A 24,519-nucleotide genomic window follows, 5' to 3' on the forward strand; every position below is an offset into this window, starting at 1 on the left:
AGTGCGAAGCGGAGAAATTGCCGCCGCCCCAGCCTTCGCCGCTGGCGCCTGACTACAAGCGACGCATGAAGGCCCTCAAGCAAGTCGTCAATCAGTGCGCCGAGCAGTTGGGCCTGGCGCCTGAGGTGCTCATGCGCCGGCGCGATCTCGAGGCGCTGATCGCCGCCGATCTGGTTGCCGATCCGTTACCCCTGCCGCAGGGTTGGCGCGGAGAGAGCCTCGCGGCCCCCCTGAAGCAAGCTCTGGAAGAGGTGCAGGCGTCATGACTGACGATCGCATGCAAGGCAACAAGCTGCTGTGCCAGATATACAAGAGTCCGCGCAAGGACGAAATGTATATCTATGTCGACAAGCGACAAGGTCTTGCCAAGGTGCCAGAGGCGCTGCTCGAACGATTCGGCAAACCGGTGCCGACCATGACTTTGATCCTGACGCCGGAAAAGACCCTGGCGCGCGTCAACGTCGTCGATGTGATGGCTGCGATTCGCGAAAAGGGATTCTATCTGCAGATGCCGCCGGCCAAGGATGAGTATTTGCTGGATTTGTATCGAACGCCAACCGAGGCACGCTATTGAATGCGTGAACTGTTCTGGGAGCGCTTCGACCTCGAAGAGCTCACCGCCGAAGAGTGGGAAGCGCTGTGCGACGGCTGCGGCCAGTGCTGCCTGCTCAAGTTTCAGGATGACGAGAGCGGGGATCTTGCCGTGCTGGGTGTCGCCTGCGAGCTACTGGATATCCATAGCTGCCGCTGTAGCGACTACCCCAACCGCCAGGCTCTGGTGCCGGACTGTGCGCGCCTGACACCTCAGCGAGTCGATGAGTTTCGCTGGCTTCCCAAATCCTGCGCCTATCGTCGTGTTGCAGAGGGGCGCCGGCTGGCCGGCTGGCACCCGCTGATTTCCGGTGACCCGGAGCGTGTTCATCGCAAGGGGATCAGCGTACGCAGCTTCGCCATTTCCCAGCGAGACGTCACCGAGGAAGAGCTCGAAGACCACATCATCGCCATTCTGCCGATTGACGGTTGAAGCAACCCCGAACGACGAGACCCGGCCGGCGCCGGGTCGTTGCTTTGTGGGTCTCATGCCTCTCTTTCGGTACGTCCCAACGCCCATAGTATGAAGGCATCCTGACGCGCATTGTCGTGCCAGGCCTTGAAACGGCCCGATGCACCACCGTGACCGGCAGCCATGTCGGTCCGCAGCAGCACCGGGCCGCGTGCGGTCCCCATCTCCCTGAGCCGGGCATAGAGCTTGGCCGGTTCCCAGTAAGGCACCCGAGAGTCGTGCCAGCTCCCTTGCAGGAACAGCGTGGGGTAGGGTTGAGGCGAAAGATTGTCCAGCGGTGAGTAGGCGCGGATACGCTTGCGCGCATCGGCTTCGTCGGGATTGCCCCACTCGGTGTACTCGGCGGTGGTCAGCGGCAGGTCGGGATTCTCCATGGTACGCAGCACGTCGACGAAAGGTACATCGAGCACCGCGGCGCAGAAGGCTTCCGGAGCCAGGTTGAGGCTGGCGCCGACCAGCAGCCCCCCTGCACTGGCGCCATAGGCGGCAATCCGTTCGCCGTCGCTGAGGCCCTTTTCCACCAGGGCATTGCGCGCGGCCAGGAAGTCGCGAAAGCTGTTTTCCTTGTGTTCGAGCTTGCCCGCCAGGTACCAGGGCTCCCCCCGGTCGCCGCCTCCCCGAACATGGGCGACGGCAAAGGCGATACCGCGCTCGAGCAGTTCAAGTCTGGCTACCGAAAACCAGGGATCCAGCACTTCTCCATAGGCCCCATAGCCATAGAGCAGAGTGGGCAAAGGGCGTCCGACCAGATCGGCGCGCATCACTACCGAAACCGGAATCCGTTCGCCATCATGAGCGCGCGCCCAGATCCTCTCGCAGTAAAGATCCTCAGGCTGGAGACTGCCGTGAATGGGCTGAGACTTGAGCACCTGTCGCTCTCCGCTATCGAGATCGTGCGCTAGCCAGCGGACCGGCATCACGAAGGATTCCTCGCGCAGGCGAAGTTGACGGCTGTCGAAGTGGGGCATGTCACCCAGCATCAGGCTGCAAGGCGATTCGGGGAGCGGCAGGCGCTCGTCGCGAAGGATGGCGTGGTCGTCATCGAGTTCGACGATACGCACTCGTACCTGGGCTTCGTGGTGGTCACGCTCGGAAATGGCCAGGCCCCAGGCGAAAGCCTCCACGTCCTCGAGCGTGGTGTCTTCGCGGTGCCCGATGAGCGGTTGCCACGGCGACTCGAGATCGTCCTCGTTCACTCTATCCAGCCGAAAGTGCGCTGCGTTGCGGTTGTGCAGCACGTAGAAGTGGCCGGGACGATGCTCCAACCCATACTCCACCCCTTTCTCTCGCGGGCGAAAACAACGTGGGGGCTGTTCCGGCGCCAGAGCCGGCAGTAGATAGCACTCGCTGGTATCCTTTGAAGCGCTCTCAAGTACCAGCCACTGGCGTGATCGCGTCTTGCCGAGCCCGAGCCAGAACTCGGGGTCGTCTTCGCGTAGCACCAGTGCCGCTTCTCCGGCCTTGCCCTGGCTGAGCGGCAGTCGCCAGATGCTGTCCGGCCGCTGCGTGGCATCGTAGCGCGTGAACAACAGCGTGGTGTTGTCCTCGGCCCAGGTCAGCTCCGGGCCGATATCTTCCAGCAGCAACCGAGGTTCGCCGTCGGGTAGCGCCTTGAGATAGAGCGAGAAGCGCTCGTCCCCGCTGGTGTCCTCGGTCCATGCCAGCCAGTTTTCGTCCGGCGAAAGAGCCATGTCACCCATTTCCAGGTAGTGCTCTTCCCCGGCGCGTGCCTGAAGATCGAGAAACGGTGTGGCCTGTGTGCTTTCGCCATTGCGGTGTCGCCACCAGATGGGATAGTCGGCATGGGCTGCCGTCTCGCTCCAGTAGGTGAAGTGGTCCAACGCGGTGGGTAGGCCTTTGACTGCCAGCTCGCGCCGTGCAAGATGGCTGTGATAGAGCCGCTCGGTCAGGCTCTCCAGCGGTGCCATCCACTGCTTGAATTCCGCATTGGCCGCTTCCAGAAAGGCGCTGACCTGCAGGTCGTCGCGATCTTCCAGCCAGTGCCATTGCGGGTCCTCGGTACGCCGAAACCGCTCGACCGGTGAAGAGGCGGCGGGTGGCTGGGAGCCATGAGCTGGAACAGAAGAAGAACGATGAGGCGGCTGTGCTTTCATTGGGTCGGGTGTACCATACTCGAGATGACTTTCAATTCGTACGATCCGTCATGCGGCGGGGCGTTAATGCAACCACGAGGTATCGATGCTGACATCCGATTCGATGTCCCTACTATGGCTGACCTATCTGGGTTTGTCGCTGGTCGTGCTGATCGCAGGCTATCTGGGGCTGGCTTTCCTTCCACGTGTGCTGCGACTTCCCATTACCTGGGCGGTGGCCGGCGTTCTATTGATGCCGACGCGTTTTCGTCTGCCCCTGGTGGAAGGGGAGTACTATACCGGCATGGCGCCGGCAGTGGTGGTGGCAGCCGTGGCTTTTCTCGAGCGCAACGCTTCGGTAATGATATCTGCAGCTCTGCTGGTGACTGCCGGTGCCCTGCTGGGCTTGGCCATCGGCATCTTGCAGGTATGGCGGTTCCGGGCGGACGATGCGCCCGCGAAGGGTACAAGGGAAAGACAACAGGACGCAGGAAAGGGCAGGAAGCAGGACAATAACAGAAGGCGTGACGGCCATGCCGGTGCACAACCGCATGCGCAGCGCAAGCGCCGGGAGCCGAAGCTCGGCTAGGGAGCCCCGATGGGGAGGGAGCGCATCAAGATATGGCACTGGCTGCTTGGATTGGCCGGGTGTCTCGTCGTGTCGAGTCATCTCATTGCCGCACCGATCGAGGAACGGCCCGAAGTCAGGGTCATCTTCGATGTATCCGGCAGTATGCGGTACAACGACCCCGACCAGCTTGCTGCCGAGGCGTTGGAGCTACTCGCGGCCATGGTCCCCAACAATGCTCGGGCAGGGGTCTGGACCTTCGGTGAGCGGGTGGCCAATCCGTTGCCGCCGATGCAGGTCAACATCGAATGGCGCGATCGCGCCAGGGCTTTGGCCCCGCGGCTGGTCGATTATGAGCAGTTCACCGATATCGAATCTGCCGTCTACGAGGCAGCCAGGTACCGAGCCGCTGTGCCCGCAGAGGCGCGGCTGCATCTGGTGTTGCTCACCGACGGCAAGATCGACCTGCCCGCCTGGCGAGGCAGCAAGCCAGCCATTGACGAGGCATCCCGTGCGGGTCTGCTCGAAGAGCTTGGGCCTCGCCTGGCCGACGAAGGCGTCGTGGTCCATGCCATTGCCTTCTCGGCTGAGGCCGACTTCGATCTGGTGGAGCGACTTGCACAGATGACCGGCGGGCTGTCCGCGCTCGTCATCGCGCCGGATGACCTGCTGGGTGCCTTCCTCGACATTGTCGATCGGGTCTTTCCCAGCGACCGAGTGCCGGTTACCGATCAGCGTTTTCTTATCGAGCCGGGACTAAGCGGCTTCACCGCGCTGCTGTTCCGTGGCGAGGAGCCGATTACGCTCATCGCGCCGGATGGCCGCCGCTATTCTGCCGAGGAACCACCGCAAGGGGCGGAGTGGCGCGGCGAGTCTCGCTACGATCTCATCAAGGTTCCGAACCCTCAGGCGGGTCAGTGGCGCCTGGAAGGCGAGCTCAGTAAAGATAGCCGCGTCACCGTGGCATCGTCGCTCAGTCTGAAGATGGAGGGCGTGCCGGACACTTTCTATCTCGGATTCGACGTGCCGTTGGAGGCGTGGCTGGCACGCGATGGCGAAGCCGTGGATGCCGAAGGACTCCCCGGACATTTGCGGCTGACCGCGGAACTGCGGGACGACTCCGGCTCGGTCCAGTCGGCGACGGTGCTCGGCCAGCAGGAGGAGCGCTTCGTCGGGACACTGCCGGCGCCGGCACGGGCGGGGTCCGCTCAGCTCATCATCCGTGCCGAAGGGCAGGGCTTCCGTCGACAGCGTGTCCAACCCGTCAACGTCCTGCCGGCTGTGGCGGCACGTCACGATGAAGCCAACCAGCGAGTCGTGTTGAGCGCCGAGCATCCGTTGCTCGATCGCCACAATACACGGCTGAGTGGCCAGCTTCAGGGCGCGCACCTGGCCGCCGAACCTGTGGCTGAACGACGCTGGTACATGGCGCTGCCGGAGCTGGATCAGGTGCTCAGCGTACCGCTGGCGCTGCGTGGCGAGGTTACTCTGAATGGCGAGGTGCGCGAACTGCAGCTGCCGCGCCTGATGCTGTTCCCATCGGGGGATACCGCAATCGGCCAGGTCGACGCCAGCCCGGCGCTGGAGGTGGTGCGTTTCCATGAAGAACTGATGCCTGTCCGCGAACCTCGTGACACGGCGTCGTCGCCGCTGCCTGCGGCGGTGGAACAAGTCGTGCGTCAGATCCAGGAGCTGCCGCAGGCTGCCCAGGAGCGCTGGCGGGAGTGGCGCCCGGCATTGCTCGGGCCGCTCGAGGACGCCATGGGTGATTCCAGGTGGACCGGGTTGCTGATAGTAGGCGGGCTGCTGCTGCTGTTATTGCTGTTGGCGTGGCGAATCGCGCTGCGACGACATCGTGCCGGGCCACGGGAGGAGCCGCATGTGTGAGCTGCTGGGCATGAGTGCCAACGTGCCCACCGATATCTGCTTCAGCTTCACGGGGTTCCTGCATCGTGGCGGCGGCACAGGCCCGCATCGCGATGGCTGGGGCATCGCTTTCTACGAGGCAGGCGGCTATCGGGATTTCCGTGACCCTCACCCGTCGGTTCGCTCGCCCATTGCTCGATTGATCACCGATTACCCCATCAAGTCGCACATCGTCATCAGTCATATTCGTCAGGCCAATGTGGGCCAGGTGCGGCTGGCCAATACTCACCCCTTCACCCGCGAAATGTGGGGCAGAACCTGGTGCTATGCGCATAATGGCCAGCTGGAGCAGTGGCAGGAGTTGCCTCTGAGCTTCTATCGTCCGGTGGGCGATACCGATAGCGAGCATGCCTTCTGCTGGCTCCTTGCCGAGTTGCGTGAGCAGTTCGAGGAACCCCCCGCGCTGGACGATTGCGATGCCGAACTGAAAGAACGCCACGTGGCGTTCTGGCGGCTGCTCCACCAACTATGCGAGGCCCTGCGAGCAAAGGGCGTGTTCAACCTGCTGCTTGCCGATGGCGAGTTTCTCTACACCTTTTGCTCGACCAAGCTGGCGCATATCACTCGACGAGCACCATTCGGTGAGGCAGAGCTTTCCGACGCCGAGCTGACGGTCAACTTCGCCGAACACACCACCTGTAACGACATCGTTTCCGTGATTGCGACCGAGCCGTTGACCAGCAATGAGGCGTGGGTTCGCATGCAGCCTGGAGAGCTTCTCGTGTGGCGACATGGGCACATCGTGGCCCGGTTCGTGGCCGAAAGCTCAGCCGTGCAAAGCTGAGAGTTATCCTACCATCGGCTTGCCTTTCTGCAGAATCTTGCCCAGCTTTGTAGTCAATGCATCAGCTCGACTTTGCCTGTTCCTGTGTGAACGGACGTTTGAATCATACGTTTTACAGACATGCGATGCCTGGTATAACGTTACGGTTTTAGTCACAACAAGAACTGGCGGGGTCGAGGTGATCGCCGCGTCGACGAAGCTGTGGAGATAGCGCCTATGAATGAGCAAACCAACGCCGGTATTCTCAACGGACCTGAGTTGCAGGGCATGGAGCAGTACCGATCGCTGATGGACGTCTTCCATGAGGCAGTGAAACGGTTTGCCGACAAACCTGCTTTCACCTGCATGGGCCAGACGCTGACTTTTGCCGAGCTCGACCGGCTGTCGGCCGATTTCGCTGCCTGGTTGCAGCACGAAACGGATCTCAAGCCTGGCGATCGCATCGCCATTCAGCTGCCCAACGTGCTGCAGTTTCCGGTAGCCGTCTTCGGCGCAATGCGCGCGGGCCTAGTGGTGGTCAACACCAACCCCCTCTACACCGAGCGGGAGATGGCACACCAGTTCAAGGATTCGGGTGCGCGTGCCATCCTGATCCTGGCCAATATGGCCAGCAAGCTCGAGAAAGTGCTCGATCGTACCGACATCGAGCACGTCCTGGTGACCGAGCTTGGCGACCTGCACGGCTTCCCCAAGCGCTTTTTGATCAATGCCGTGGTGAAGTACGTCAAGAAGATGGTGCCTTCCTATTCGCTGCCGATGGCGGTGTCCTTCCGCAAGGCGCTGAAGGACGGTGCTTCGCGTCAGCACCGTGAGGTCGAGCGCGAGCTGGATGACATTGCCGCGCTGCAGTACACCGGAGGAACCACCGGCCTGCCCAAGGGCACCATGCTGACCCACTGCAACCTGGTGGCCAACATGCTGCAGGCGGATGCGGCCATCGGGCCGGGCCTGGGAGAGGGCAAGGAGGTGGTGATCGCGCCGCTGCCGGTGTATCACATCTATACCTTTACCGTGAACTGCCTGTTCTTGATGAAAACCGGCAATCACTCGATCCTGATCACCAATCCTCGGGACCTGGACAACTTCGTCAAGGAACTGCAAAAGATCGAGTTTACCGCCTTCATCGGCCTGAATACCCTGTTCAACGCACTGTGCAATCGCGACGACTTCCGCAAACTCGACTTTTCCAAGCTGCGTCTGACCATCTCAGGCGGCATGGCGCTGACCAAGGCGTCGGCAGAGCGCTGGAAGGAAGTGACCGGCTGCCCCATCGCCGAAGGCTACGGGCTTACCGAGACGTCGCCGGTGGTCAGCTTCAACCCCGTTGACGACATTCAGCTCGGTACCATTGGCAAGCCGGTGGCGGGGACTTCGGTCAAGGTGGTGGACACCGATGGCAATACCTTGCCGCTGGGAGAGCCGGGTGAGCTGTGCGTCAAGGGGCCTCAGGTGATGAAGGGCTACTGGAACCTCGACGATGAGACCGCCAAAGTCCTGAGCGACGATGGTTGGTTCTCTACCGGTGATATCGCCGTGCTGCAGGAAGATGGCTTCATCAAGATCGTCGATCGCAAGAAAGACATGATTCTGGTGTCCGGCTTCAACGTCTATCCCAACGAGATAGAAGACGTGGTGTCGAGCCATCCCGGGGTGGTCGAAACGGCGGCTGTCGGTGTCAAGGACGAAGACAGCGGCGAGGCAGTGAAGCTGTTCGTCGTCAAGAAGGACGAGAGCCTCGATGCGAAGACACTGCGAGAGTGGTGCAAGAAGGAGCTGGCCGGCTACAAGGTTCCCAAATTCGTCGAGTTTCGCGATGAGCTGCCCAAGACCAACGTAGGCAAGGTGTTGCGGCGCCAGTTGCGCGATGAAGAGAGCGACAGCAAGGAGTAGTCCGGCTTCCATTGGCCGAACTCCGCTTCCCGGCGTTACAATGATCAGCCCGCTCCGGTTTTCCGGAGCGGGCTGGTTTTTTCCATGGCAAGAGGATGGCTGTGAGCACCGCAATCCGTACTGGTTCCGCCAACGCTGCCGATAGCTCAGAGCTCGAGCGCCTCGAGCGTGCTCTCGATGACGCCATGCTGCGCGACCGGCAGGGGCTGTCTCGCAGACTGAAGGGCCTTGAACGGCGTTTGCGGGACGGCAAGCCGGTAGACCGAGGGCTGGCCGAGGTGGCACGCGACATGGAGCGCTCCGTGGCGCTTGCCGACAGACGCATGGCCCGCCCGGTGACTTTGAATTATCCGCCCGAGCTGCCGGTAGCCGAGCGCCGCGACGACATTCTCACTGCCCTGGGCCAGCATCAGGTGGTGGTCGTGGCTGGCGAAACCGGCTCCGGCAAGACCACTCAGCTACCCAAGCTGTGCCTGGAGCTGGGTCTGGGCCGCCGTGGCCTGATTGGCCACACCCAGCCGCGTCGGTTGGCGGCACGTTCCGTCGCCACTCGCTTGGCCGAGGAGCTCGAGGTGCCGCTGGGCGACCAGGTTGGCTATCAGGTTCGCTTCACCGACCAGACCGGTGACGACACCCTGGTCAAGCTGATGACCGACGGCATCCTGCTGGCCGAGACGCGACACGATCCCGATTTGACGCGCTACGAGGCGATCATCATCGACGAGGCCCACGAGCGCAGCCTCAACATCGATTTTCTGCTCGGCTACCTCAAGCGCCTGCTGGCGCGCCGGCCCGAACTCAAGTTGATCATCACGTCGGCGACCATCGACGTGGAACGCTTCGCCGAGCACTTCGCCCTGCCAGGCGACGATGGCGAGCTAGTGCCCGCTCCGGTAGTGGAGGTTTCCGGGCGTACCTACCCGGTGGAGGTGCGCTACCGCCCGCTGGTACGCGAGGCGGACGACGAAGCCGACCGCACCCTGCAGGAAGGCATTCTTCACGCCGTGGAGGAGATCGAGCAGGTCGAGCGCGAGAAGCGCTGGTTCCATGGCCCGCGCGACATTCTGGTGTTCCTGCCCGGCGAGCGGGAAATCCGCGAGACAGCCGATACGCTGCGGCGCGCCGATCTCAAGGGCACCGAGATCCTGCCGCTCTACGCGCGCCTCTCCAACGCCGAGCAGAACCGCGTCTTCGCCCCCCATACCGGCAGGCGCATCGTGCTGGCGACCAACGTCGCCGAAACCTCGCTTACCGTGCCCGGTATCCGCTACGTGATCGACCCGGGGCTAGTGCGCATCAGCCGCTACAGCTACCGATCCAAGATTCAGCGCCTGCCGGTGGAAGCGGTGAGCCAGGCCAGCGCCGACCAGCGCAAGGGCCGCTGTGGGCGCGTGGCCGAGGGTGTATGCATTCGGCTGTATGACGAGGAGGATTTTCTCTCCCGCGCTGAATTCACCGATCCCGAGATCCGCCGCACCAACCTGGCCTCGGTGATCCTGTCGATGCTGTCGCTCAAGCTCGGCGACATCGAACGCTTCCCCTTCGTCGATCCCCCCGATGCGCGTTTCATCAAGGATGGCTTTCGTCTGCTGTTCGAGCTGGGAGCGGTAGACGAAGGCGACCGACTGACCCCGGTGGGACGCAAGCTGGCTCGTCTGCCCATCGACCCGCGCCTGGCGCGCATGGTGCTGGCGGGAGCCGAGCAGGGCGGCCTGCGTGAGGTGCTGATCGTGGTATCGGCGCTCGCAGTGCAGGACCCGCGTGACCGTCCGGCAGATAAGCGCGAAGCTGCCGATCAGGCTCATCGACGCTGGCAGGACCCCGACTCCGACTTCGTTGCGCTGCTCAATCTTTGGCAGGGTTTCGAGGCGGCACGCGACGAACTCTCGGGCAATCGCTTGCGGCGCTGGTGCAAGGATCACTATCTCAACTACATGAGACTGCGTGAATGGCACGATACGTTCCGTCAGCTGCGCCAGCTGCTGCGCGAGATGGAAATAGAGGTGCCACCGCCAGTGGTTCCGACCCAGTCGTCGGCACAAGAAGAAGACGCTCAGGCGCTTCAGCAGGCTCGCCGACAGAGCGCCGTACAGCTGCATAAAGCGTTGCTCCCGGGCTTGCTATCGCACTTGGGCACGCTCACCGAAAATCGGGAATATCTGGGGGCGCGCAACCGCAAGTTCGTCATCCATCCGGGCTCGGGACTGGCCAAGAAGGCCCCCAAATGGCTCATGGCTTTCGAACTGGTGGAAACGACCCGGCTTTTTGCCCGTATCGTGGCCAAGATAGAACCTCAGTGGATCGAGCCGGTGGCTGGGCACCTGGTCAAGCGTAGCTATAGCGAGCCACATTGGGAGATGAAGCGTGCCCAGGTGGTCGCCAAGGAGCAGGTTACGCTGTTCGGTTTGCCTATCGTTGCCGGGCGCAGCGTTCACTATGGAACGATTGCTCCTGAAGAATCGCGCGAGCTGTTCATCCGTCGCGCACTGGTGGAGGGCGATTTTCGCACCCGGGGCGAGTTCTTCGACTACAATCGTGCTCTGGTCGAAGAGGTCGAGGATCTCGAGGACAGGGCCCGCAAGCGCGACATCCTGGTCGACGAAGAGACGTTGTTTGCCTTCTACGATGAGCGGATTCCCGGGCATGTCGTCAACGGCAAGGGCTTCGAGGCGTGGCGTCGTAAGGCCGAAGCTGAGAATCCCGCCGTGCTCAAGTTCGACCGCGATGCGCTGTTGGCACGCGAGGCGCAGGAAGTCACTGCGGCCCACTACCCCGACGAACTGGTGCTTGGCGGGGTGCGTTATCCGCTTGGTTATCGCTTCGAACCAGGGGCACCGGACGATGGCGTGACCCTGACGGTGCCGGCGGCCATGCTGCCCCAGCTGCCCCGGGCACGCCTCGAGTGGCTGGTGCCGGGGCTGCTGCGCGAGAAATGTATTGCCCTGCTCAAGTCGCTGCCCAAGGCGATTCGGCGACAGGTGGTGCCGATCCCCGACTGGGTCGATGCTGCGCTCGAGACGCTCACGCCCGATGACGTGCCGCTCAGCGAGGCGCTGGGTGAATTTCTGCGTCGCCGAACTGGCGTGCGTGTTCACCCGGACGACTGGCGCTACGATCAGCTCGAGCCTCACCTGGTGATGAATGTCCGCGTGATCGACCATGAGGGCAAGGAGCTGGGGCAGGGGCGCAATGTGCGTGAGCTGGAGCGTCGCTTCGAAGCCGCTGCGGGAGAAGGCGCCAGGGCGCTTGCCGCCGAGGTCAGCGAGGCGCCCGATGTCATCGGCCTGCCGGAATCGCCGCTGCCGGAGTCGCGGGTAACCACCCAGGCGGGTATCCGCGTCGAGGCCTACCCGGCGCTGGTGCCCGAAGGCGAGGCCTTCCGCATCGAGCTGTTCGATCATCCAGGCAAGGCCGAGCAGGCCCATCGACGGGGTGTGGTGCGGCTGGCCATGACGCGCCTGCCGGAGCAGGTACGCGTCATCCAGCAGCTCAAGGGACTCGATGCTTGCGCCTTGCTGTTCACCAAGGTCGGCAGCAAGAGAGCGCTGGTCGACGATGTGGTCGAAGCGGTATTTGCTCGAACCATGGGAATGGCCCCGCTGCCTCGCAGTACCGCCGAGCTCGATGCCAGGCTCGATGCTACCCGCAGCGAGCTGGTACCCGCTGCGGAGGAGGTGGTTGCGACCCTCAAGCGCGCGCTGGAAGGTCACCTGGCGGTAGCCAAGGCACTCAAGGGCAATCTGAATCTCGCCCTGGCCCTGGTTTACGGCGATCTCAAGACGCAGATGCAGCGGCTGGTGCACCCGGGCTTCGTGAGCGAAGCTGATAGGTGGCTGGAGGAGTATCCGCGCTACATGGAGGCGGCGCTGATCCGGCTGGAAAAGGCTCCCCGTGAGCGTATGCGCGACCAGATGCACATGCAGGACGTACAGGATTTCGAGGCGCGCCTGGCGGCCCGGCGCGAGAGCCAGCGGCGAGGGGGGCATGAGGACCCCGAGCTGGTGGAGTTCGGCTGGTGGATCGAGGAGCTGCGTGTGTCGCTGTTCGCTCAGCAGCTGGGCACCCGCATCCCGGTTTCCGTCAAGCGCCTGGAACGGCGCTGGTCGGAGCTGGTGGGACATGGTCAAGGCCGCGCCTGACTTGCCGATAAACGAGACATGAGACATCGCTGAGCCGATGTCGAGCCAGCGGCCTGATGGCCGCATGAGGGAGAAGCTGATGACAGACGTCGTGATTACCGGTACGGGACTCTTCACGCCGGAGCACGCCATCGATAACGATGCCCTGGTGGCCTCGTTCAACGCCTGGGTGGATATCGAGAACGAGCGCAATGCCGCCGCCATTGCAGCCGGCGAGCGCGAGCCGCTGCAATATTCGAGCAGCGAATTCATCGTCAAGGCCTCGGGCATTCACAGCCGTTTCGTCATGGATGCGGCGGGGATCCTCGACCCCCAGCGAATGCGTCCGCGCTTGCCACAGCGCAGCAATGACGACCCTTCCATCCAATGCGAGATGGGACTCAAGGCGGCTCGCCAGGCGCTGGACGCCGCCGGGGTCGAGGCCAGCGATATCGAGATGGTCATCGTGGCCTGCTCGAATCTCGAGCGCGCCTATCCTGCAGTGGCAGTGGAGCTGCAGGCAGCGCTGGGTACGATGGGGCACGCCTTCGACATGAACGTGGCCTGCAGTTCGGCCACGTTCGCCATCGACTTGGCGGCCGGTGCCATTCGCGGCGGTAACGTCAAGCGCGCGCTGGTGGTCAGCCCCGAGATATGCTCGGCCCATCTCAACTTTCGCGACCGCGACAGCCATTTCATCTTCGGTGATGCCTGCACCGCGGTGGTGTTGGAGGATGCCGAGCTGGCAACGGCAGCGACCCGCTTCGAGATTCTCGGCACGCGCCTCGCCACACGGTTTTCCAATGCCATTCGCAACAATGCCGGCTTTCTCAATCGCGTGACCGACAGCGACCCTTTGGCCAGCGACAAGCTGTTCGTGCAGGAAGGGCGGCGGGTATTCAAAGAGGTCTGCCCCATGGTGGCGGCCCTGATCAGCGACCATTTGGCCAGTCTCGGACTGTCCGGTGACGTCCTGGCGCGGATGTGGTTGCACCAGGCCAATCGTCATATGAACGACCTGATTGCCCGGCGGGTCCTGGGGCACGATCCCGAGCCCGGCCAGGCACCGATCATCCTCGATCGTTACGCCAACACCAGCTCGGCGGGCTCGATCATCGCGTTTCATTTACATCATGCCGACCTTTCGTCAGGTGACGTGGGGGTGGTGTGCTCTTTCGGTGCCGGGTACAGTGCCGGCTGCGTGGTGGTACGCCGCTTGTGACTCCCCCGCGCGCTAACCTTCAGGAGACATCACCGATGGTCGTGAAGCAGGCAGGCTTGCTCACTCGTGCTCTGGTTGCCATGGCGGTACTGGCCATGTTGTCAGGCTGTGCGGGACGGGTGGCGATGGAAGATCGTCATCCCGAAGATCCCTGGGAAGGTTTCAATCGGCAGGTGTTCGCCTTCAACGAGGTGGTCGACCGAGCGGTGCTCAAGCCGGTGGCGCGCGGCTATCGTACCGTGACCCCCCAGCCGGTGCAGACCGGCGTCGGCAACTTCTTCTCCAATCTCGGCGAGATCCGTACGGCGCTGAACAGTCTCCTGCAGGGCAAGCCCGCCAATGCGGGGCTTGCCACCTCGCGCTTCGTGATCAACTCGACGGTAGGCATCGCCGGCCTGTGGGACTTCGCCACCCATATGGGTATCACGGCCGATCAGGAAGACTTCGGTCAAACGCTGGGTGTCTGGGGCGTCAACGAGGGGCCCTACCTGGTGCTGCCTCTTCTCGGCCCCAGTACGGTGCGTGATACGGCCGGTATGCCGCTGGATATGGTGACCTATCCTGTCTACTACGTGGAAGATGACAAGGTGCGCTATGGGTTGACTGCACTGCGTATCGTCGACATACGTGCAGGCTTTCTCGATCAGGAAGAGCTGATCCGAGGCGATCGTTATGTCTTCATACGCGATGCCTATCTACAGCGCAGGCGCTTCGAGGTCAGTGATGGGGAACTGGGCGACGATCCCTTCGCCAGCGATGAGTTCGACTTCGATTTCGATGAAGCCGACTTCGACGATGCGTATGAAGATGCCGACTTCGCCGATTGAGGTCTGAGCTGATGGATCTACCCAAGCCGCTGATTGGCGTACTCGACGAGCCCGGTGCCTACCGTGATGCGTTGGCCGATACCATCGCTCGCGACGGTCTGGCAGTATTCGCCGCCGAGCGACTCGAGGACCTGCCCAGGGAGACGGCTCTGGTCGTGGCCCATGCTCAGGCGATTCCCAGCCTGGCCTGGTCGAGTTTGACGGAACGCCTGCCTACCGTTGTGGTCAGTGATTCACGCCTCGATGCCGACCTGCTGACCGCGGTCGACGTGGGGCTGGTGGATTACGTGGTCGAACCCATGCGCCATGGCCAGCTGCTGCGGCGTATGATTCGCAAGGCGATTGAGCTGCGGCGGCTGGAAGCGGAGCGCAATCACGACCGTGACCGGCTTGCCCAGCTCAATGCTCATCTGGAGGAGCTCAACGAGAGCCTGGAGACACATCTGGCCTTGCTGCGGCTCGACCAGCAGGCGGGCGGGCAGATTCAGCGCAAGCTCCTGCCGGTCCACCCGCAAACCCTGGGTGGCGTGACGTGCGATTACTGGCTGATTCCCTCGCTCTACCTGTCCGGGGATTTTCTCGATTTCCAGCGTCTGGACGAGCGTTTCATCCTGTTTTACTTTGCCGATGTGTCGGGCCATGGCGCTTCATCCGCTTTCGTTACCGTTCTGCTCAAGTACCTCTTCAACCGTTGGCTGGGCGAATGGGATGCAAGCCGGCCGGAGGAGCTGCCGGCGCACTGGCTGGCGATACTCAACCGAGAACTACTGGAAACCGGAATTGGCAAGCACGCCACCCTGTTCATTGGTGTCATTGACCGGCAGACCCATGAGCTTCACTATTCGCTTGGCGCGCAGTTGCCGAAACCACTGCTGGTAACCGATGGCAAGGTGGTTGAACTGCCGGGTGAGGGGATGCCGGTCGGTCTGTTTCCCGATGTGGAGTACCCACGTTTGAGGTATACGCTACCGGCGAACTTCCAGTTATGGTTGTGTTCGGATGGAATATTGGAGTGCCTGCCGGGCGAAACGCTCGATGCACGGCTCAGGGAGCTTGAGCAACGTGTACTGAACTGTGCGACGTTGGAGCGGCTTCGCGACAGCCTGATGCTGGACACTCCCCGCGACATCGATGCCGAAGGGGATGGCAGTGGACAGGAACTGCCCGATGACCTGACGATCATGATGTTGAGCGGATTTGGCAATGATCACGAATGAGGGCCGCGTAAAGGCGGCGTTCGACTCTGGTGTCTTCGTGCTCAAGCTGTGCGGCGACGTACGCTTGACGCTTTGTGCGACGTTGGACAGCCAGGCCCAGCAGTTGGCTCGCACCCCTGGGCTGCAATCGTTGATAATCGATTTGCGCGAAGCGACGAATGTCGATTCCACGGCGCTGGGCTTCCTGGCCAAGGTGGCCATGGCCGTCAAGGATCACATTCTCTACAAGCCGACCATCGTGGTGGACAACCCCGACGTACAGCGCATGCTCGAAGTCATGGGCTTTGCTCAATTCTTCGCCATGGTGAAAGCGCCGCTCACCGAAACCTGCGAACTGTGTGACCTGCCCGAAATTCCCGCAGACATCGAGGAGATGCGCAAGCGTATCCTCGAGGCGCATCGAATTCTGATGCGCATGAACGAGCACAATCGTGAGGAGTTTCAGCCGCTGGTCGAGATGCTGGAGGCGCAAGAGGCCCCCCACACCGACAAGAGTTGATTCTCAGTTGGACCGGCATGGCGCTACCCATGCCAGTCGTTGAAACCATCCCCTCTGGTTCTCAGGCCTGGCGCAATTCACCCAGCAGTTTTTCCAGCTTCCGCTGGTCGTCGGCAAACTTGCGTATCCCCTCGGCCAGTTTTTCCGTGGCCATGGCATCCTCATTCATCTCCCAACGGAACTCGCCTTCGTCTTGCGGCTCGGGGGGAGACGTCTCGGCGTCGATGGGGCTCAGGCGGCGCTCGATCCTGTCATGACTCTCGGCCAGCTCGGCGAGCAGGGCCGGGGAGATGGTCAGGCGGTCGCAGCCGGCCAGGGCCAGTATCTCGCCGCTATTGCGAAAACTGGCGCCCATCACGATGGTCCTGTAGCCGTGGCCTTTGTAGTGTTCGTAGATGCGCTTGACCGACTTGACGCCGGGGTCGTTGTCGCCGCTGAAGTCGGCATCGGGCCACTTGTTCCGATTCCAGTCGAGAATGCGTCCAACGAAAGGGGAGACAAGGGTCACGCCGGCATCGGCACAGGCCTGAGCCTGGGCAAAGCTGAACAGCAAGGTCAGATTGCAATGGATACCTTCACGTTCCAGCTGGCGGGCGGCGCGTATGCCCTCCCAGGTCGAGGCGATCTTGATCAGGATGCGCTCGGGACCGATGCCGTGGCGCTCGTAGCGCTCGATAAGAGCGCGGGCCCGGGTCAGGGTCGCCTCGGTATCGAAGGAGAGCCGAGCACTGACTTCGGTGGATACGTAGCCAGGCACCAGGCTGCAGATCTCGCTGCCGATTTCTACCGCGACGGCATCCAGCGCATCGTCGATATCGGTGGCCTCCCGGGCTATCGCCGCCAGGCGCTCGCGGCGGCCCTCGTGTTGCGCCGCCTGTAGAATCAGGGATGGGTTGGTGGTCGCATCGGTGGGCTCGAAACGACGGATGGCCTCGATGTCGCCGGTATCGGCCACCACGGTACTCATCGTTTTGAGTTGGCTAAGCAGGTCCTCTGCCATCGGTTCACTCCTTAATGTTCGTCATCACGCCACTTTAGCAACTGGATGGGAGCGGGAACAGCGGATAGGTTCGACAGGGGCAGTCGGGTATGAGTTGCGCTATGATTAGCGTCCTAGCTAACTCGTTCGGCAGGGAGCTGACTTGACTCTTTCTCCTCGACGCCTGGCACTGCTGGTGGCCGTCAACACGGCATTGGCCCCCTTTGCCATCGATGCATATCTGCCTGCCATGGCGGCGCTGGCCGATAGCATAGGCGCCAGTATTCATCATACCGAGCTCTCGATCAGCGTGTTCATGGCGGGCTTCGCCATCGGGCAGCTGCTGTTCGGTCCGGTGTCCGATCGCCTGGGGCGCAAGCCGGTGTTGCTGTCGGGGCTCGTGGTGTTCCTGCTGGCCAGCCTGATGTTGGCCACGGTCGGCTCACTCACCGAGCTTCTGGCGTGGCGCTTCGTGCAGGCCCTGGGGGGCGGGGCCTGTGTGGTCAATTCGGCGGCCATCGTGCGCGATTGCTTCAGTGGCCGACAGGCCGCCAGTGTCATCTCCACAATGGCGATGATCATGATGCTGGCACCGCTGGTGGCACCGCTGTTTGGCAGTGGGCTGCTCTACCTGGCGGGCTGGCGGCTGATCTTCATCTGCCTTGCCGGCTATGCCGCCTTCCTGCTGTGGCTGATGTCTACCCGCCTGCCCGAGACACGTCACCCCGATCAGCCCGTGGCTTCGTTCGCTCAGGTGTTGCGTAACTACGCCAGTGTGGTGCGCCATCGGGAAGGGCTCGGCTACATCTGCGCGGTAGCGGCATCGTTTGGCGGCCTGTTTGCCTTCGTCACCGCATCGCCCTATGTGTACATGGACTATTTCGGTCTCACGCCAGCCACCTATCCATTCGTGCTGGCGAGCAATGTCGTTTTCATTGCGCTATCCAATCGACTCAACATCCATCTGCTGAAGACGCGCACGCCGCTGCAGAATCTCTATCTGGGGCTGAGTATCCAGCTGGTGGCGGCGGCCGGCCTGGTGGCCGTGACGCTGACCGGCCTGGCCTCGCTGCCGGTCGTGGTGATTCTCATCATGCTCTATTCCGGCATGATCGGCCTGATTTCGCCCAATGCCATGGCCCTGCTGCTGGACCATTTCGGTCATATGAGCGCCACGGCTACGGCGTTGATGGGAGCGGCCAAGTTCGGATCCGCGGCGCTGGCCGGAGTGATGGTGGGTGCCTTCGAAATCGAAAGCCTGTGGCCCATGGTGCTGACCATGCTGGTGGCTTCACTGTTCGGCAACGTCATGCTCTCTCGGCTGACCGGGCGACCCGTGCATGCCTGACGGCCTCGCGCTCTGGCTCGACATGTCGGCGTTGACCTGGGTCGGCTGCGCCGTGGTGCTCGCCTTGGGGGCCTTCGTGCAGCGTGCCACCGGCTTCGGTCTTGCGGTGGTGGGCGCACCGCTATTGTTGATGCTCGAACCACGGCTGGTGCCCGTGATCCTGGTGCTGTTCGGTTTCACCGTATCGCTGATGACGGTGCGTCACTATCGCCATGAGGTGCGCCTTGGCGAAATCGGCTTTGCCCTGCTGGGGCGCCTGCCTGGCAACGGGTTGGGCCTGTGGCTGCTGCTCGCCGCGCCTATGGTGCTACTGGAAAAGTTGATTGCCTTCAGCGTGCTGTTCGCCGTGGCGGTGACGCTGTTCCGCCTGCGTTTGCCGGTCAATCGCGTCAGTCTGTTCGGCGCCGGCGTGGTGTCGGGTATCTTCGGCACGGTGGCGGCCATCGGTGGGCCGCCCATGGTATTGCTGATGCACGGCCTCTCGCCGGATCGCTTGCGCGGCAATCTCTCCGCCTTCTTCATCATCACCGCCAGTCTGACGCTGGCCACCCTGGCGCTGGCCGGCCAGGTGCGCCTGTGGCACCTGGGGCTTGCACTCACCTTCCTGCCGGCGGTGCTGGCCGGCAATGCCGTGGCCGACCGCATCGCTCACAAGCTCGACCGACGCCGCCTGCAGGGGGCTTCACTTGCCTTGTGTACCCTGGCGGCGCTGGGGTTGCTGATTTAGTTGGTTACGTTTCGTTCACGTGTCATCTTTCTGCAATCAATCGCCTCCAATATCACTCCTGCGAATGGCCCTCGGGCTAATACGACACTGCCAGACCGTGGGGTCTGTCGGATCAAAACGCAGAGAGGATAGTGAAGATGAACTTCAAGCAGAGCACGCTGAGCATGGCGATCGCCGCTTCCCTCGCCGTCGGTCTGTCGACCGCCGCCCAGGCCCGCGACACCCTTCAGATCGCTGGTTCCTCCACCGTGCTGCCTTTTGCCAGTATCGTCGCCGAGGAATTCGGTGCTTCCTTCCCGCAGTTCAATACGCCGGTGGTCGGTTCCGGCGGCTCCGGTGGCGGTCTGCGTCAGTTCTGTCAGGGTGTCGGTGAGAACACTATCGACATCGCCAATTCCTCACGCGCCATTCGTTCCGGTGAGCTCGAGAATTGTGCATCCAACGGCGTCAACGACATTCTTGAAGTCATGTTCGGCTATGACGGTATCGTCTTCGCCTCGCGTGCCGACCGCGACGAGTTCGCTCTGACTCCGCAACATGTGTTTGCCGCAGCGGCGGCACAGATTCCCCAGGACGGCCAACTGGTCGCCAACCCCTACACCCGCTGGTCGGAGATCGACAGCGACTTGCCCGATCAGGAGATCGTGCTGGTCATCCCGGCCTCGAATCACGGTACGCGTGAGGTCTTCGAGGAGAAAGTGCTCCATGCCGGCTGTGACGACTATGCCGAGATAGAAGGCGATGCCTGTAACAACCTGCGCGGTGATGGCCGCATCATCGAGATCGCCGGCGACTACACCGAAACCCTGGCGCGGCTGGATTCCCAGTCCGATGCGGTAGGTGTCTTCGGTCTGAGCTTCTACGACCAGAACCGCGACCGCCTGCAGGTGGCTACCGTCGACGGCGTCACGCCTAGCCTCGAGACCATCGGTTCCGGTGAATACCCGGTGTCGCGTCCTCTGTTCTTCTACGTCAAGGGCGAGCATCTCGATGTGATTCCCGGCCTGGCCGAGTACACCGAGTTCTTCCTCAGCGAGGCAATTTCCGGATACGGCAGCCCGCTGGAAGACGCTGGCCTGATCCCGATGGACGATGACGAACGTGCCCAGATCCTGGAGCAGTTCCAGGCGCGCACCGTCGTTACCGCCGAGTGAGACAAGCGCAATACCACGGGGGGCGCAACCGGCGCCCCCCGGCCCGGATGCAAGAGCGCAAGATGGAGAGACGATGAATCTTGTCTTGATCGCAACCGTGCTGATCGTGATGGCCCTGGCCTACCAGGTCGGGCTTTCGCGCAGCAGGGCGGTGGCAAACGGAGGGGTGCGGCTGCATTCCCGTCCCGGATATTACGGCGTGCTGGTTGCCCTGTGGTGCGGGCTGCCGGCACTGCTGCTTTTTGGTGTCTGGTTTCTGCTCCAGGATGCCATTGTCGATACGCTCGTGATCCGTCAGCTTCCCGTTGAGCTGGCCAACGTCAGCGAGCGCGACATGCAGGTGCTGATGCGTCGCATCGGTGCGTTGGCCTCGGGGCAAGGCGTCAGCGGTGAGGTGCAAGCCTACGAGATGGCCGCCGCCCAACAGATGGCACGGCTCGAGAGCATGGGTCGACTGGCCATGTTGGCAAGCATGGCGGTGGTCGCCGTGGTTGGCTTGGTGGTCACGCAGCGCCGTATCTCACCTCAGCTGCGGGCACGCAACCATGTCGAGCATGTGATTACCGCGTTGCTGGCGATGAGTTCGGGAGTCGCCATCCTCACCACCGTCGGCATCGTGCTGTCGTTGGTGGGCGAGGCACTGCATTTTTTCCGCTATATCAGTCCAGCGGAGTTTTTCTTCGGCACGGTCTGGAACCCGCGCTTCAGCACCTCCGGTACCGGTCAGCAGGGCGAGTTCGGGCTGCTGCCGCTGCTGTGGGGCACGCTCATGGTCAGCGTTATCGCACTGTTGGTGGCGATCCCGCTGGGCCTGATGACGGCGATCTACATGGCGGAGTACGCACCGCCGTGGTTGCGCAATGTGGCCAAGCCGATCATTGAGGTTCTGGCCGGTATCCCGACCATCGTATATGGCTTTTTTGCCCTGATCGTGATCGGCCCTTTCCTGTCGATGCTGGGAGACCTGATAGGGATCAATATACGGGCCACGAGCGCGCTGACCGCTGGGCTTGTGATGGGCATCATGATCATCCCCTTCGTCTCCTCGCTCTCTGACGACATCATTACCCAGGTGCCGAAATCGCTGCGCGACGGTGCCCTGGGGCTCGGCGCTACCAAGTCCGAAATGATTCGTCAGGTCGTGCTGCCGGCAGCGCTGCCGGGCATCGTCGGCGCCTTTCTTCTCGCCGCCAGTCGTGCCATCGGCGAGACCATGATCGTGGTGCTGGCGGCCGGTAACAATCCGGTGTTGCATGCCAACCCCTTCGAGGCCGTATCCACCATTACCGTGACCATCGTCAATCAGCTGACCGGTGACATGGACTTCTCAAGCCCGCAGTCACTGGTGGCGTTCGCTCTTGGCCTCACACTCTTCGTCATCACCTTGGGGCTCAACGTAATCGCCCTGGTCGTGGTGCGCAAATACCGTCAGCAATATGAGTGACGCCTACGTGACTGCAACGAATCTCGACATATCCGATACCCGACGCCGTGAGCGCCTCGCCATCATCCAACGCTCGTTGAAGGCGCGCCATGCGCGAGAGCGTCGCTTCAAGTTCACGGGATTGGCTGCCGTGCTCACTGCCCTTGTGCTGGTGGCTATCCTGTTTGCCAGCATTCTGTCGCGCGGACTACCGGCCTTCTGGCAAGCCACTCTCTATCTCGATGTCTATCTCGATCCGGAGATCGTCCAGGTCGACGAGCGACCGGTGCGCCAGGCAGGGGAGAGCCCGGCTCAGTTTCGTGAGAGGGAGCTTGCCTGGCTGAACCAATTGAGCATGGTCAATTGGAACGTCCTGATCGACGAGTCGCTCAAGGCGAACCTGCCTGGGGAAATCGAGTCGCGTCAGGCTCGCGACCTGCGCGCCTTGGTAGCCACCGGCGAACGCTTCGCCTTGCGTGAGCGTGTGGTCGAGAATCCCGAGCTGATCGGTCAGACCGTGAACGTCAAGATGCTTGCCAGTGCCAACGTCGACGTCTGGCTTAAGGGCAACATCGACCGAGACCTTCCGGATCATCGGCAACAGCTGAGCGCCCAGACCCGCGAATGGGCCGATCATCTGCATGAACGGGGCATCATTCGCAACGCTTTCAGCACGGCGCTGTTCCTCAACACTGACTCGCGCAGCTCGCCGGCATCGGCGGGCCTGGCCGGCGCCTTCATGGGCTCGCTGTTCATGATGCTGATCGTCATCCTGCTGTCGGTACCGCTCGGGGTAGCCAGTGCGATCTACCTCGAGGAGTTCGCTCCCAAGAATCGCCTGACCGATCTTATCGAGATCAACATCAATAACCTGGCAGCGGTGCCTTCGATCGTATTCGGCCTGCTGGGGGCGGCCATCTTCATCGGCTATTTGCGCTTGCCTCTGTCGGCCCCGCTGGTGGGTGGTCTGGTGCTCACGCTGATGACGCTACCCACCATCATCATTGCCACGCGAGCGTCGCTGCGCTCGATACCGCCCTCGATTCGCCAGGCAGCGCTGGGTATCGGGGCGTCGCGAGTGCAGACGGTTTTTCATCATGTGTTGCCGTTGGCGTTGCCTGGGATCCTGACCGGTTCGATCCTGGGTGTGGCCCAGGCGCTAGGTGAGACGGCGCCGCTGCTGCTTATCGGCATGAATGCCTTCGTGGCCAACGTACCCAGCTCTCCCCTGGACCAGGCCACCGCGCTGCCGGTGCAGATCTACCTCTGGCAGGGCAATGAATTACGCAACTTCTTCGAGGCGCGCACCTCGGCAGCCATCATCGTGCTGCTCGGGTTGATGCTGAGCCTCAACGGGACGGCCATTTGGCTGCGCAAAAAATTCGAGACGAGGTGGTAACCATGACGGTATCCGTGACTGTGCCAACGGCCATGAACAAGCGCACTGCGCAAGCGGCAAGCGTCAAGATGAGAGCTCGCGGCGTGAAGGTCTTCTATGGCGAGAACGAAGCGCTGCATGGTATCGACCTCGATATCATGGAGCACCAGGTGGTCGCTTTCATCGGTCCGTCGGGCTGCGGCAAGTCGACCTTCCTGCGCTGTCTCAATCGCATGAACGACACCATTGCAGGAAGCCGTGTCGAGGGCCAGGTGACCCTGGACGGCAATGATATCTACGACCCCTCGCTGGATGTGGTGCTGCTGCGTGCTCAGGTCGGCATCGTGTTTCAGAAGCCCAATCCCTTCCCCAAGTCGATCTATGAAAACATTGCCTATGGCCCGCGCCTCCACGGCCTGGCCAGGCGGCGTGCCGAACTCGACGACGTCGTCGAGAGCAGCCTGAGGCGTGCCGGGCTGTGGGACGAGGTGAAGGATCGACTCGACCAGCCCGGTACCAGTCTTTCCGGCGGGCAGCAGCAGCGCCTGTGCATCGCTCGCACCATCGCTGTGAGCCCTGAGGTGATCTTGATGGACGAGCCCTGCTCGGCCCTAGACCCCATTGCCACGGGCAAGATCGAGCAGCTCATCGACGAGTTGAGCGAGAGCTATACCATCGTCATGGTGACCCACAACATGCAGCAGGCGGCGCGGGTGGCGCACAAGACGGCCTTCTTCCACCTTGGCGACCTGGTCGAGGTAGGCGATACCGACGACATCTTCACCAACCCACGCGAACAGCGAACCCACGACTACATTACCGGTCGTTTCGGCTAAGGTGAGGCGCTGGTTCGAGGCAATCGCTGACGCTCGGGTCGCCACTTGGTTAGAATGGGGACCCCTATCGCGCCGCTGGAGACGTCTCGTGCCCGAGCTGGATCCCGTTCGACTTTTCAAATGTCTTGCCGACGAGACCCGCCTGACGCTGACCCTGCTGATTGGCGAGGAAGGGGAGCTGTGCGTCTGCGAAATGACCCATGCCCTGGAGGAGTCACAGCCCAAGGTTTCGCGGCACCTGGCGCAGCTGCGTACCTGCGGGCTGCTCAACGACCGCCGCGAGGGCCAGTGGGTCTACTACCGTATCTCCGATGAGCTGCCGGGCTGGGTGGCCGAGATCCTGGCGGCGGCGGAGAAAGGGAAGGGGCGACGCCTGGTCAAGCTGCAGCAGCGCCTTCAGTGCATGGGCAATCGACCCGAGCGTCGCGCCGCTCTCTGCTAACCCATAGTGCTGGCAGCGCCCACCG

20 protein-coding genes and 1 pseudogene are annotated in these 24,519 nt (G+C 62.3%); 19 read left to right on the forward strand and 2 right to left on the reverse strand.

Features of this window, described 5'->3' with window-relative positions:
- The 3 genes and pseudogenes from AC2VNO_RS19545 to AC2VNO_RS19555 all read left to right on the forward strand — a co-directional run.
- A pseudogene (locus tag AC2VNO_RS19545) lies at positions 1 to 266 on the forward strand (ribonuclease D); the annotation flags it as partial.
- Positions 263 to 574 carry a YcgL domain-containing protein gene (locus tag AC2VNO_RS19550; protein ID WP_486935693.1) on the forward strand — a complete coding sequence of 104 codons (312 nt, stop codon included), beginning with the start codon at positions 263 to 265 and terminating at the stop codon, positions 572 to 574. The pseudogene AC2VNO_RS19545 and the gene AC2VNO_RS19550, both read left to right, overlap by 4 nt.
- On the forward strand, positions 575 to 1,024 hold the full coding sequence (locus AC2VNO_RS19555) for a YcgN family cysteine cluster protein (protein WP_486935694.1): 450 nt from the start codon (positions 575 to 577) through the stop codon (positions 1,022 to 1,024). It begins immediately after the preceding gene.
- 53 nt (positions 1,025 to 1,077) lie between these two features.
- On the opposite strand, the gene AC2VNO_RS19560 is transcribed toward AC2VNO_RS19555, so the two are convergent.
- Positions 1,078 to 3,177 (reverse strand): S9 family peptidase, encoded by a 2,100-nt coding sequence (locus AC2VNO_RS19560; RefSeq protein WP_486935695.1) that lies wholly within the window; start codon positions 3,175 to 3,177, stop codon positions 1,078 to 1,080.
- An 85-nt stretch (positions 3,178 to 3,262) separates the two neighbouring features.
- On the opposite strand from AC2VNO_RS19560, the gene AC2VNO_RS19565 reads away from it, so the two are divergent.
- The 9 genes from AC2VNO_RS19565 (at position 3,263) to AC2VNO_RS19605 (ending at position 16,207) form a co-directional block, all read left to right on the forward strand.
- Entirely contained in the window at positions 3,263 to 3,745 is a 483-nt protein-coding gene (locus AC2VNO_RS19565) for a hypothetical protein (RefSeq protein ID WP_486935696.1), read from the forward strand.
- A 69-nt stretch (positions 3,746 to 3,814) separates the two neighbouring features.
- Positions 3,815 to 5,611: a VWA domain-containing protein gene (locus tag AC2VNO_RS19570; protein WP_486935697.1), complete on the forward strand. Its 1,797-nt coding sequence runs from the start codon at positions 3,815 to 3,817 to the stop codon at positions 5,609 to 5,611.
- A complete protein-coding gene (locus tag AC2VNO_RS19575) occupies positions 5,604 to 6,434 on the forward strand; it encodes a class II glutamine amidotransferase (RefSeq protein WP_486935698.1) in 831 nt (276 codons plus the stop codon). The genes AC2VNO_RS19570 and AC2VNO_RS19575 overlap by 8 nt, the downstream gene beginning before the upstream one ends.
- A gap of 216 nt (positions 6,435 to 6,650) precedes the next feature.
- Entirely contained in the window at positions 6,651 to 8,324 is a 1,674-nt protein-coding gene (locus AC2VNO_RS19580) for an AMP-binding protein (RefSeq protein WP_486935699.1), read from the forward strand.
- A gap of 95 nt (positions 8,325 to 8,419) precedes the next feature.
- Positions 8,420 to 12,463, forward strand: a complete 4,044-nt coding sequence (gene hrpA, locus AC2VNO_RS19585; protein WP_486935700.1) for an ATP-dependent RNA helicase HrpA — start codon at positions 8,420 to 8,422, stop codon at positions 12,461 to 12,463.
- A 79-nt stretch (positions 12,464 to 12,542) separates the two neighbouring features.
- Entirely contained in the window at positions 12,543 to 13,664 is a 1,122-nt protein-coding gene (locus AC2VNO_RS19590) for a beta-ketoacyl-ACP synthase III (RefSeq protein WP_486935701.1), read from the forward strand.
- Between the two features lie 35 nt (positions 13,665 to 13,699).
- On the forward strand, positions 13,700 to 14,491 hold the full coding sequence (locus AC2VNO_RS19595) for an MlaA family lipoprotein (protein WP_486935702.1): 792 nt from the start codon (positions 13,700 to 13,702) through the stop codon (positions 14,489 to 14,491).
- Between the two features lie 11 nt (positions 14,492 to 14,502).
- A complete protein-coding gene (locus AC2VNO_RS19600) occupies positions 14,503 to 15,708 on the forward strand; it encodes a PP2C family protein-serine/threonine phosphatase (protein WP_486935703.1) in 1,206 nt (401 codons plus the stop codon).
- Complete coding sequence (locus AC2VNO_RS19605) at positions 15,695 to 16,207, forward strand: STAS domain-containing protein (RefSeq protein WP_486935704.1); 513 nt, start codon at positions 15,695 to 15,697, stop codon at positions 16,205 to 16,207. The genes AC2VNO_RS19600 and AC2VNO_RS19605 overlap by 14 nt, the downstream gene beginning before the upstream one ends.
- Before the next feature lie 61 nt (positions 16,208 to 16,268).
- Here the strand turns inward: AC2VNO_RS19605 and tal are convergent, their stop codons facing one another.
- The gene (tal, locus tag AC2VNO_RS19610) at positions 16,269 to 17,207 is read right to left on the reverse strand and encodes a transaldolase (RefSeq protein WP_486935705.1); all 939 of its coding nucleotides are present in this window, start codon (positions 17,205 to 17,207) and stop codon (positions 16,269 to 16,271) included.
- A gap of 142 nt (positions 17,208 to 17,349) precedes the next feature.
- On the opposite strand from tal, the gene AC2VNO_RS19615 reads away from it, so the two are divergent.
- The 7 genes from AC2VNO_RS19615 to AC2VNO_RS19645 all read left to right on the forward strand — a co-directional run bounded on the left by AC2VNO_RS19615 (position 17,350) and on the right by AC2VNO_RS19645 (position 24,494).
- On the forward strand, positions 17,350 to 18,534 hold the full coding sequence (locus tag AC2VNO_RS19615) for a multidrug effflux MFS transporter (protein ID WP_486935706.1): 1,185 nt from the start codon (positions 17,350 to 17,352) through the stop codon (positions 18,532 to 18,534).
- Positions 18,527 to 19,261: a sulfite exporter TauE/SafE family protein gene (locus tag AC2VNO_RS19620; protein ID WP_486935707.1), complete on the forward strand. Its 735-nt coding sequence runs from the start codon at positions 18,527 to 18,529 to the stop codon at positions 19,259 to 19,261. Before AC2VNO_RS19615 ends, AC2VNO_RS19620 begins: the two co-directional genes overlap by 8 nt.
- Positions 19,262 to 19,398: 137 nt before the next feature.
- Positions 19,399 to 20,415 (forward strand): substrate-binding domain-containing protein, encoded by a 1,017-nt coding sequence (locus AC2VNO_RS19625; protein ID WP_486935708.1) that lies wholly within the window; start codon positions 19,399 to 19,401, stop codon positions 20,413 to 20,415.
- Positions 20,416 to 20,488: 73 nt separating this feature from the next.
- Positions 20,489 to 21,859 (forward strand): phosphate ABC transporter permease subunit PstC, encoded by a 1,371-nt coding sequence (gene pstC, locus AC2VNO_RS19630; RefSeq protein ID WP_228580066.1) that lies wholly within the window; start codon positions 20,489 to 20,491, stop codon positions 21,857 to 21,859.
- A gap of 7 nt (positions 21,860 to 21,866) precedes the next feature.
- Entirely contained in the window at positions 21,867 to 23,237 is a 1,371-nt protein-coding gene (gene pstA, locus AC2VNO_RS19635) for a phosphate ABC transporter permease PstA (RefSeq protein WP_486935709.1), read from the forward strand.
- Between the two features lie 32 nt (positions 23,238 to 23,269).
- Positions 23,270 to 24,052 carry a phosphate ABC transporter ATP-binding protein PstB gene (pstB, locus tag AC2VNO_RS19640; protein WP_486935710.1) on the forward strand — a complete coding sequence of 261 codons (783 nt, stop codon included), beginning with the start codon at positions 23,270 to 23,272 and terminating at the stop codon, positions 24,050 to 24,052.
- An 88-nt stretch (positions 24,053 to 24,140) separates the two neighbouring features.
- A complete protein-coding gene (locus tag AC2VNO_RS19645) occupies positions 24,141 to 24,494 on the forward strand; it encodes a metalloregulator ArsR/SmtB family transcription factor (RefSeq protein WP_486935711.1) in 354 nt (117 codons plus the stop codon).
- The last annotated feature ends 25 nt before the right edge of the window (positions 24,495 to 24,519 follow it).

The sequence above is a fragment of the Halomonas sp. TH-94 genome, from assembly GCF_057473365.1.

Coding starts and splice junctions, on each gene's coding strand:
- AC2VNO_RS19550 (WP_486935693.1), top strand. CDS start 263: ATGACTGACGATCGCATGCAAGGCAACAAGCTGCTGTGCCAGATATAC.
- AC2VNO_RS19555 (WP_486935694.1), top strand. CDS start 575: ATGCGTGAACTGTTCTGGGAGCGCTTCGACCTCGAAGAGCTCACCGCC.
- AC2VNO_RS19560 (WP_486935695.1), bottom strand. CDS start 3,177: ATGAAAGCACAGCCGCCTCATCGTTCTTCTTCTGTTCCAGCTCATGGC.
- AC2VNO_RS19565 (WP_486935696.1), top strand. CDS start 3,263: ATGCTGACATCCGATTCGATGTCCCTACTATGGCTGACCTATCTGGGT.
- AC2VNO_RS19575 (WP_486935698.1), top strand. CDS start 5,604: ATGTGTGAGCTGCTGGGCATGAGTGCCAACGTGCCCACCGATATCTGC.
- AC2VNO_RS19580 (WP_486935699.1), top strand. CDS start 6,651: ATGAATGAGCAAACCAACGCCGGTATTCTCAACGGACCTGAGTTGCAG.
- hrpA (WP_486935700.1), top strand. CDS start 8,420: ATGGCTGTGAGCACCGCAATCCGTACTGGTTCCGCCAACGCTGCCGAT.
- AC2VNO_RS19590 (WP_486935701.1), top strand. CDS start 12,543: ATGACAGACGTCGTGATTACCGGTACGGGACTCTTCACGCCGGAGCAC.
- AC2VNO_RS19595 (WP_486935702.1), top strand. CDS start 13,700: ATGGTCGTGAAGCAGGCAGGCTTGCTCACTCGTGCTCTGGTTGCCATG.
- AC2VNO_RS19600 (WP_486935703.1), top strand. CDS start 14,503: ATGGATCTACCCAAGCCGCTGATTGGCGTACTCGACGAGCCCGGTGCC.
- AC2VNO_RS19605 (WP_486935704.1), top strand. CDS start 15,695: ATGATCACGAATGAGGGCCGCGTAAAGGCGGCGTTCGACTCTGGTGTC.
- tal (WP_486935705.1), bottom strand. CDS start 17,207: ATGGCAGAGGACCTGCTTAGCCAACTCAAAACGATGAGTACCGTGGTG.
- AC2VNO_RS19620 (WP_486935707.1), top strand. CDS start 18,527: ATGCCTGACGGCCTCGCGCTCTGGCTCGACATGTCGGCGTTGACCTGG.
- AC2VNO_RS19625 (WP_486935708.1), top strand. CDS start 19,399: ATGAACTTCAAGCAGAGCACGCTGAGCATGGCGATCGCCGCTTCCCTC.
- pstC (WP_228580066.1), top strand. CDS start 20,489: ATGAATCTTGTCTTGATCGCAACCGTGCTGATCGTGATGGCCCTGGCC.
- pstB (WP_486935710.1), top strand. CDS start 23,270: ATGAACAAGCGCACTGCGCAAGCGGCAAGCGTCAAGATGAGAGCTCGC.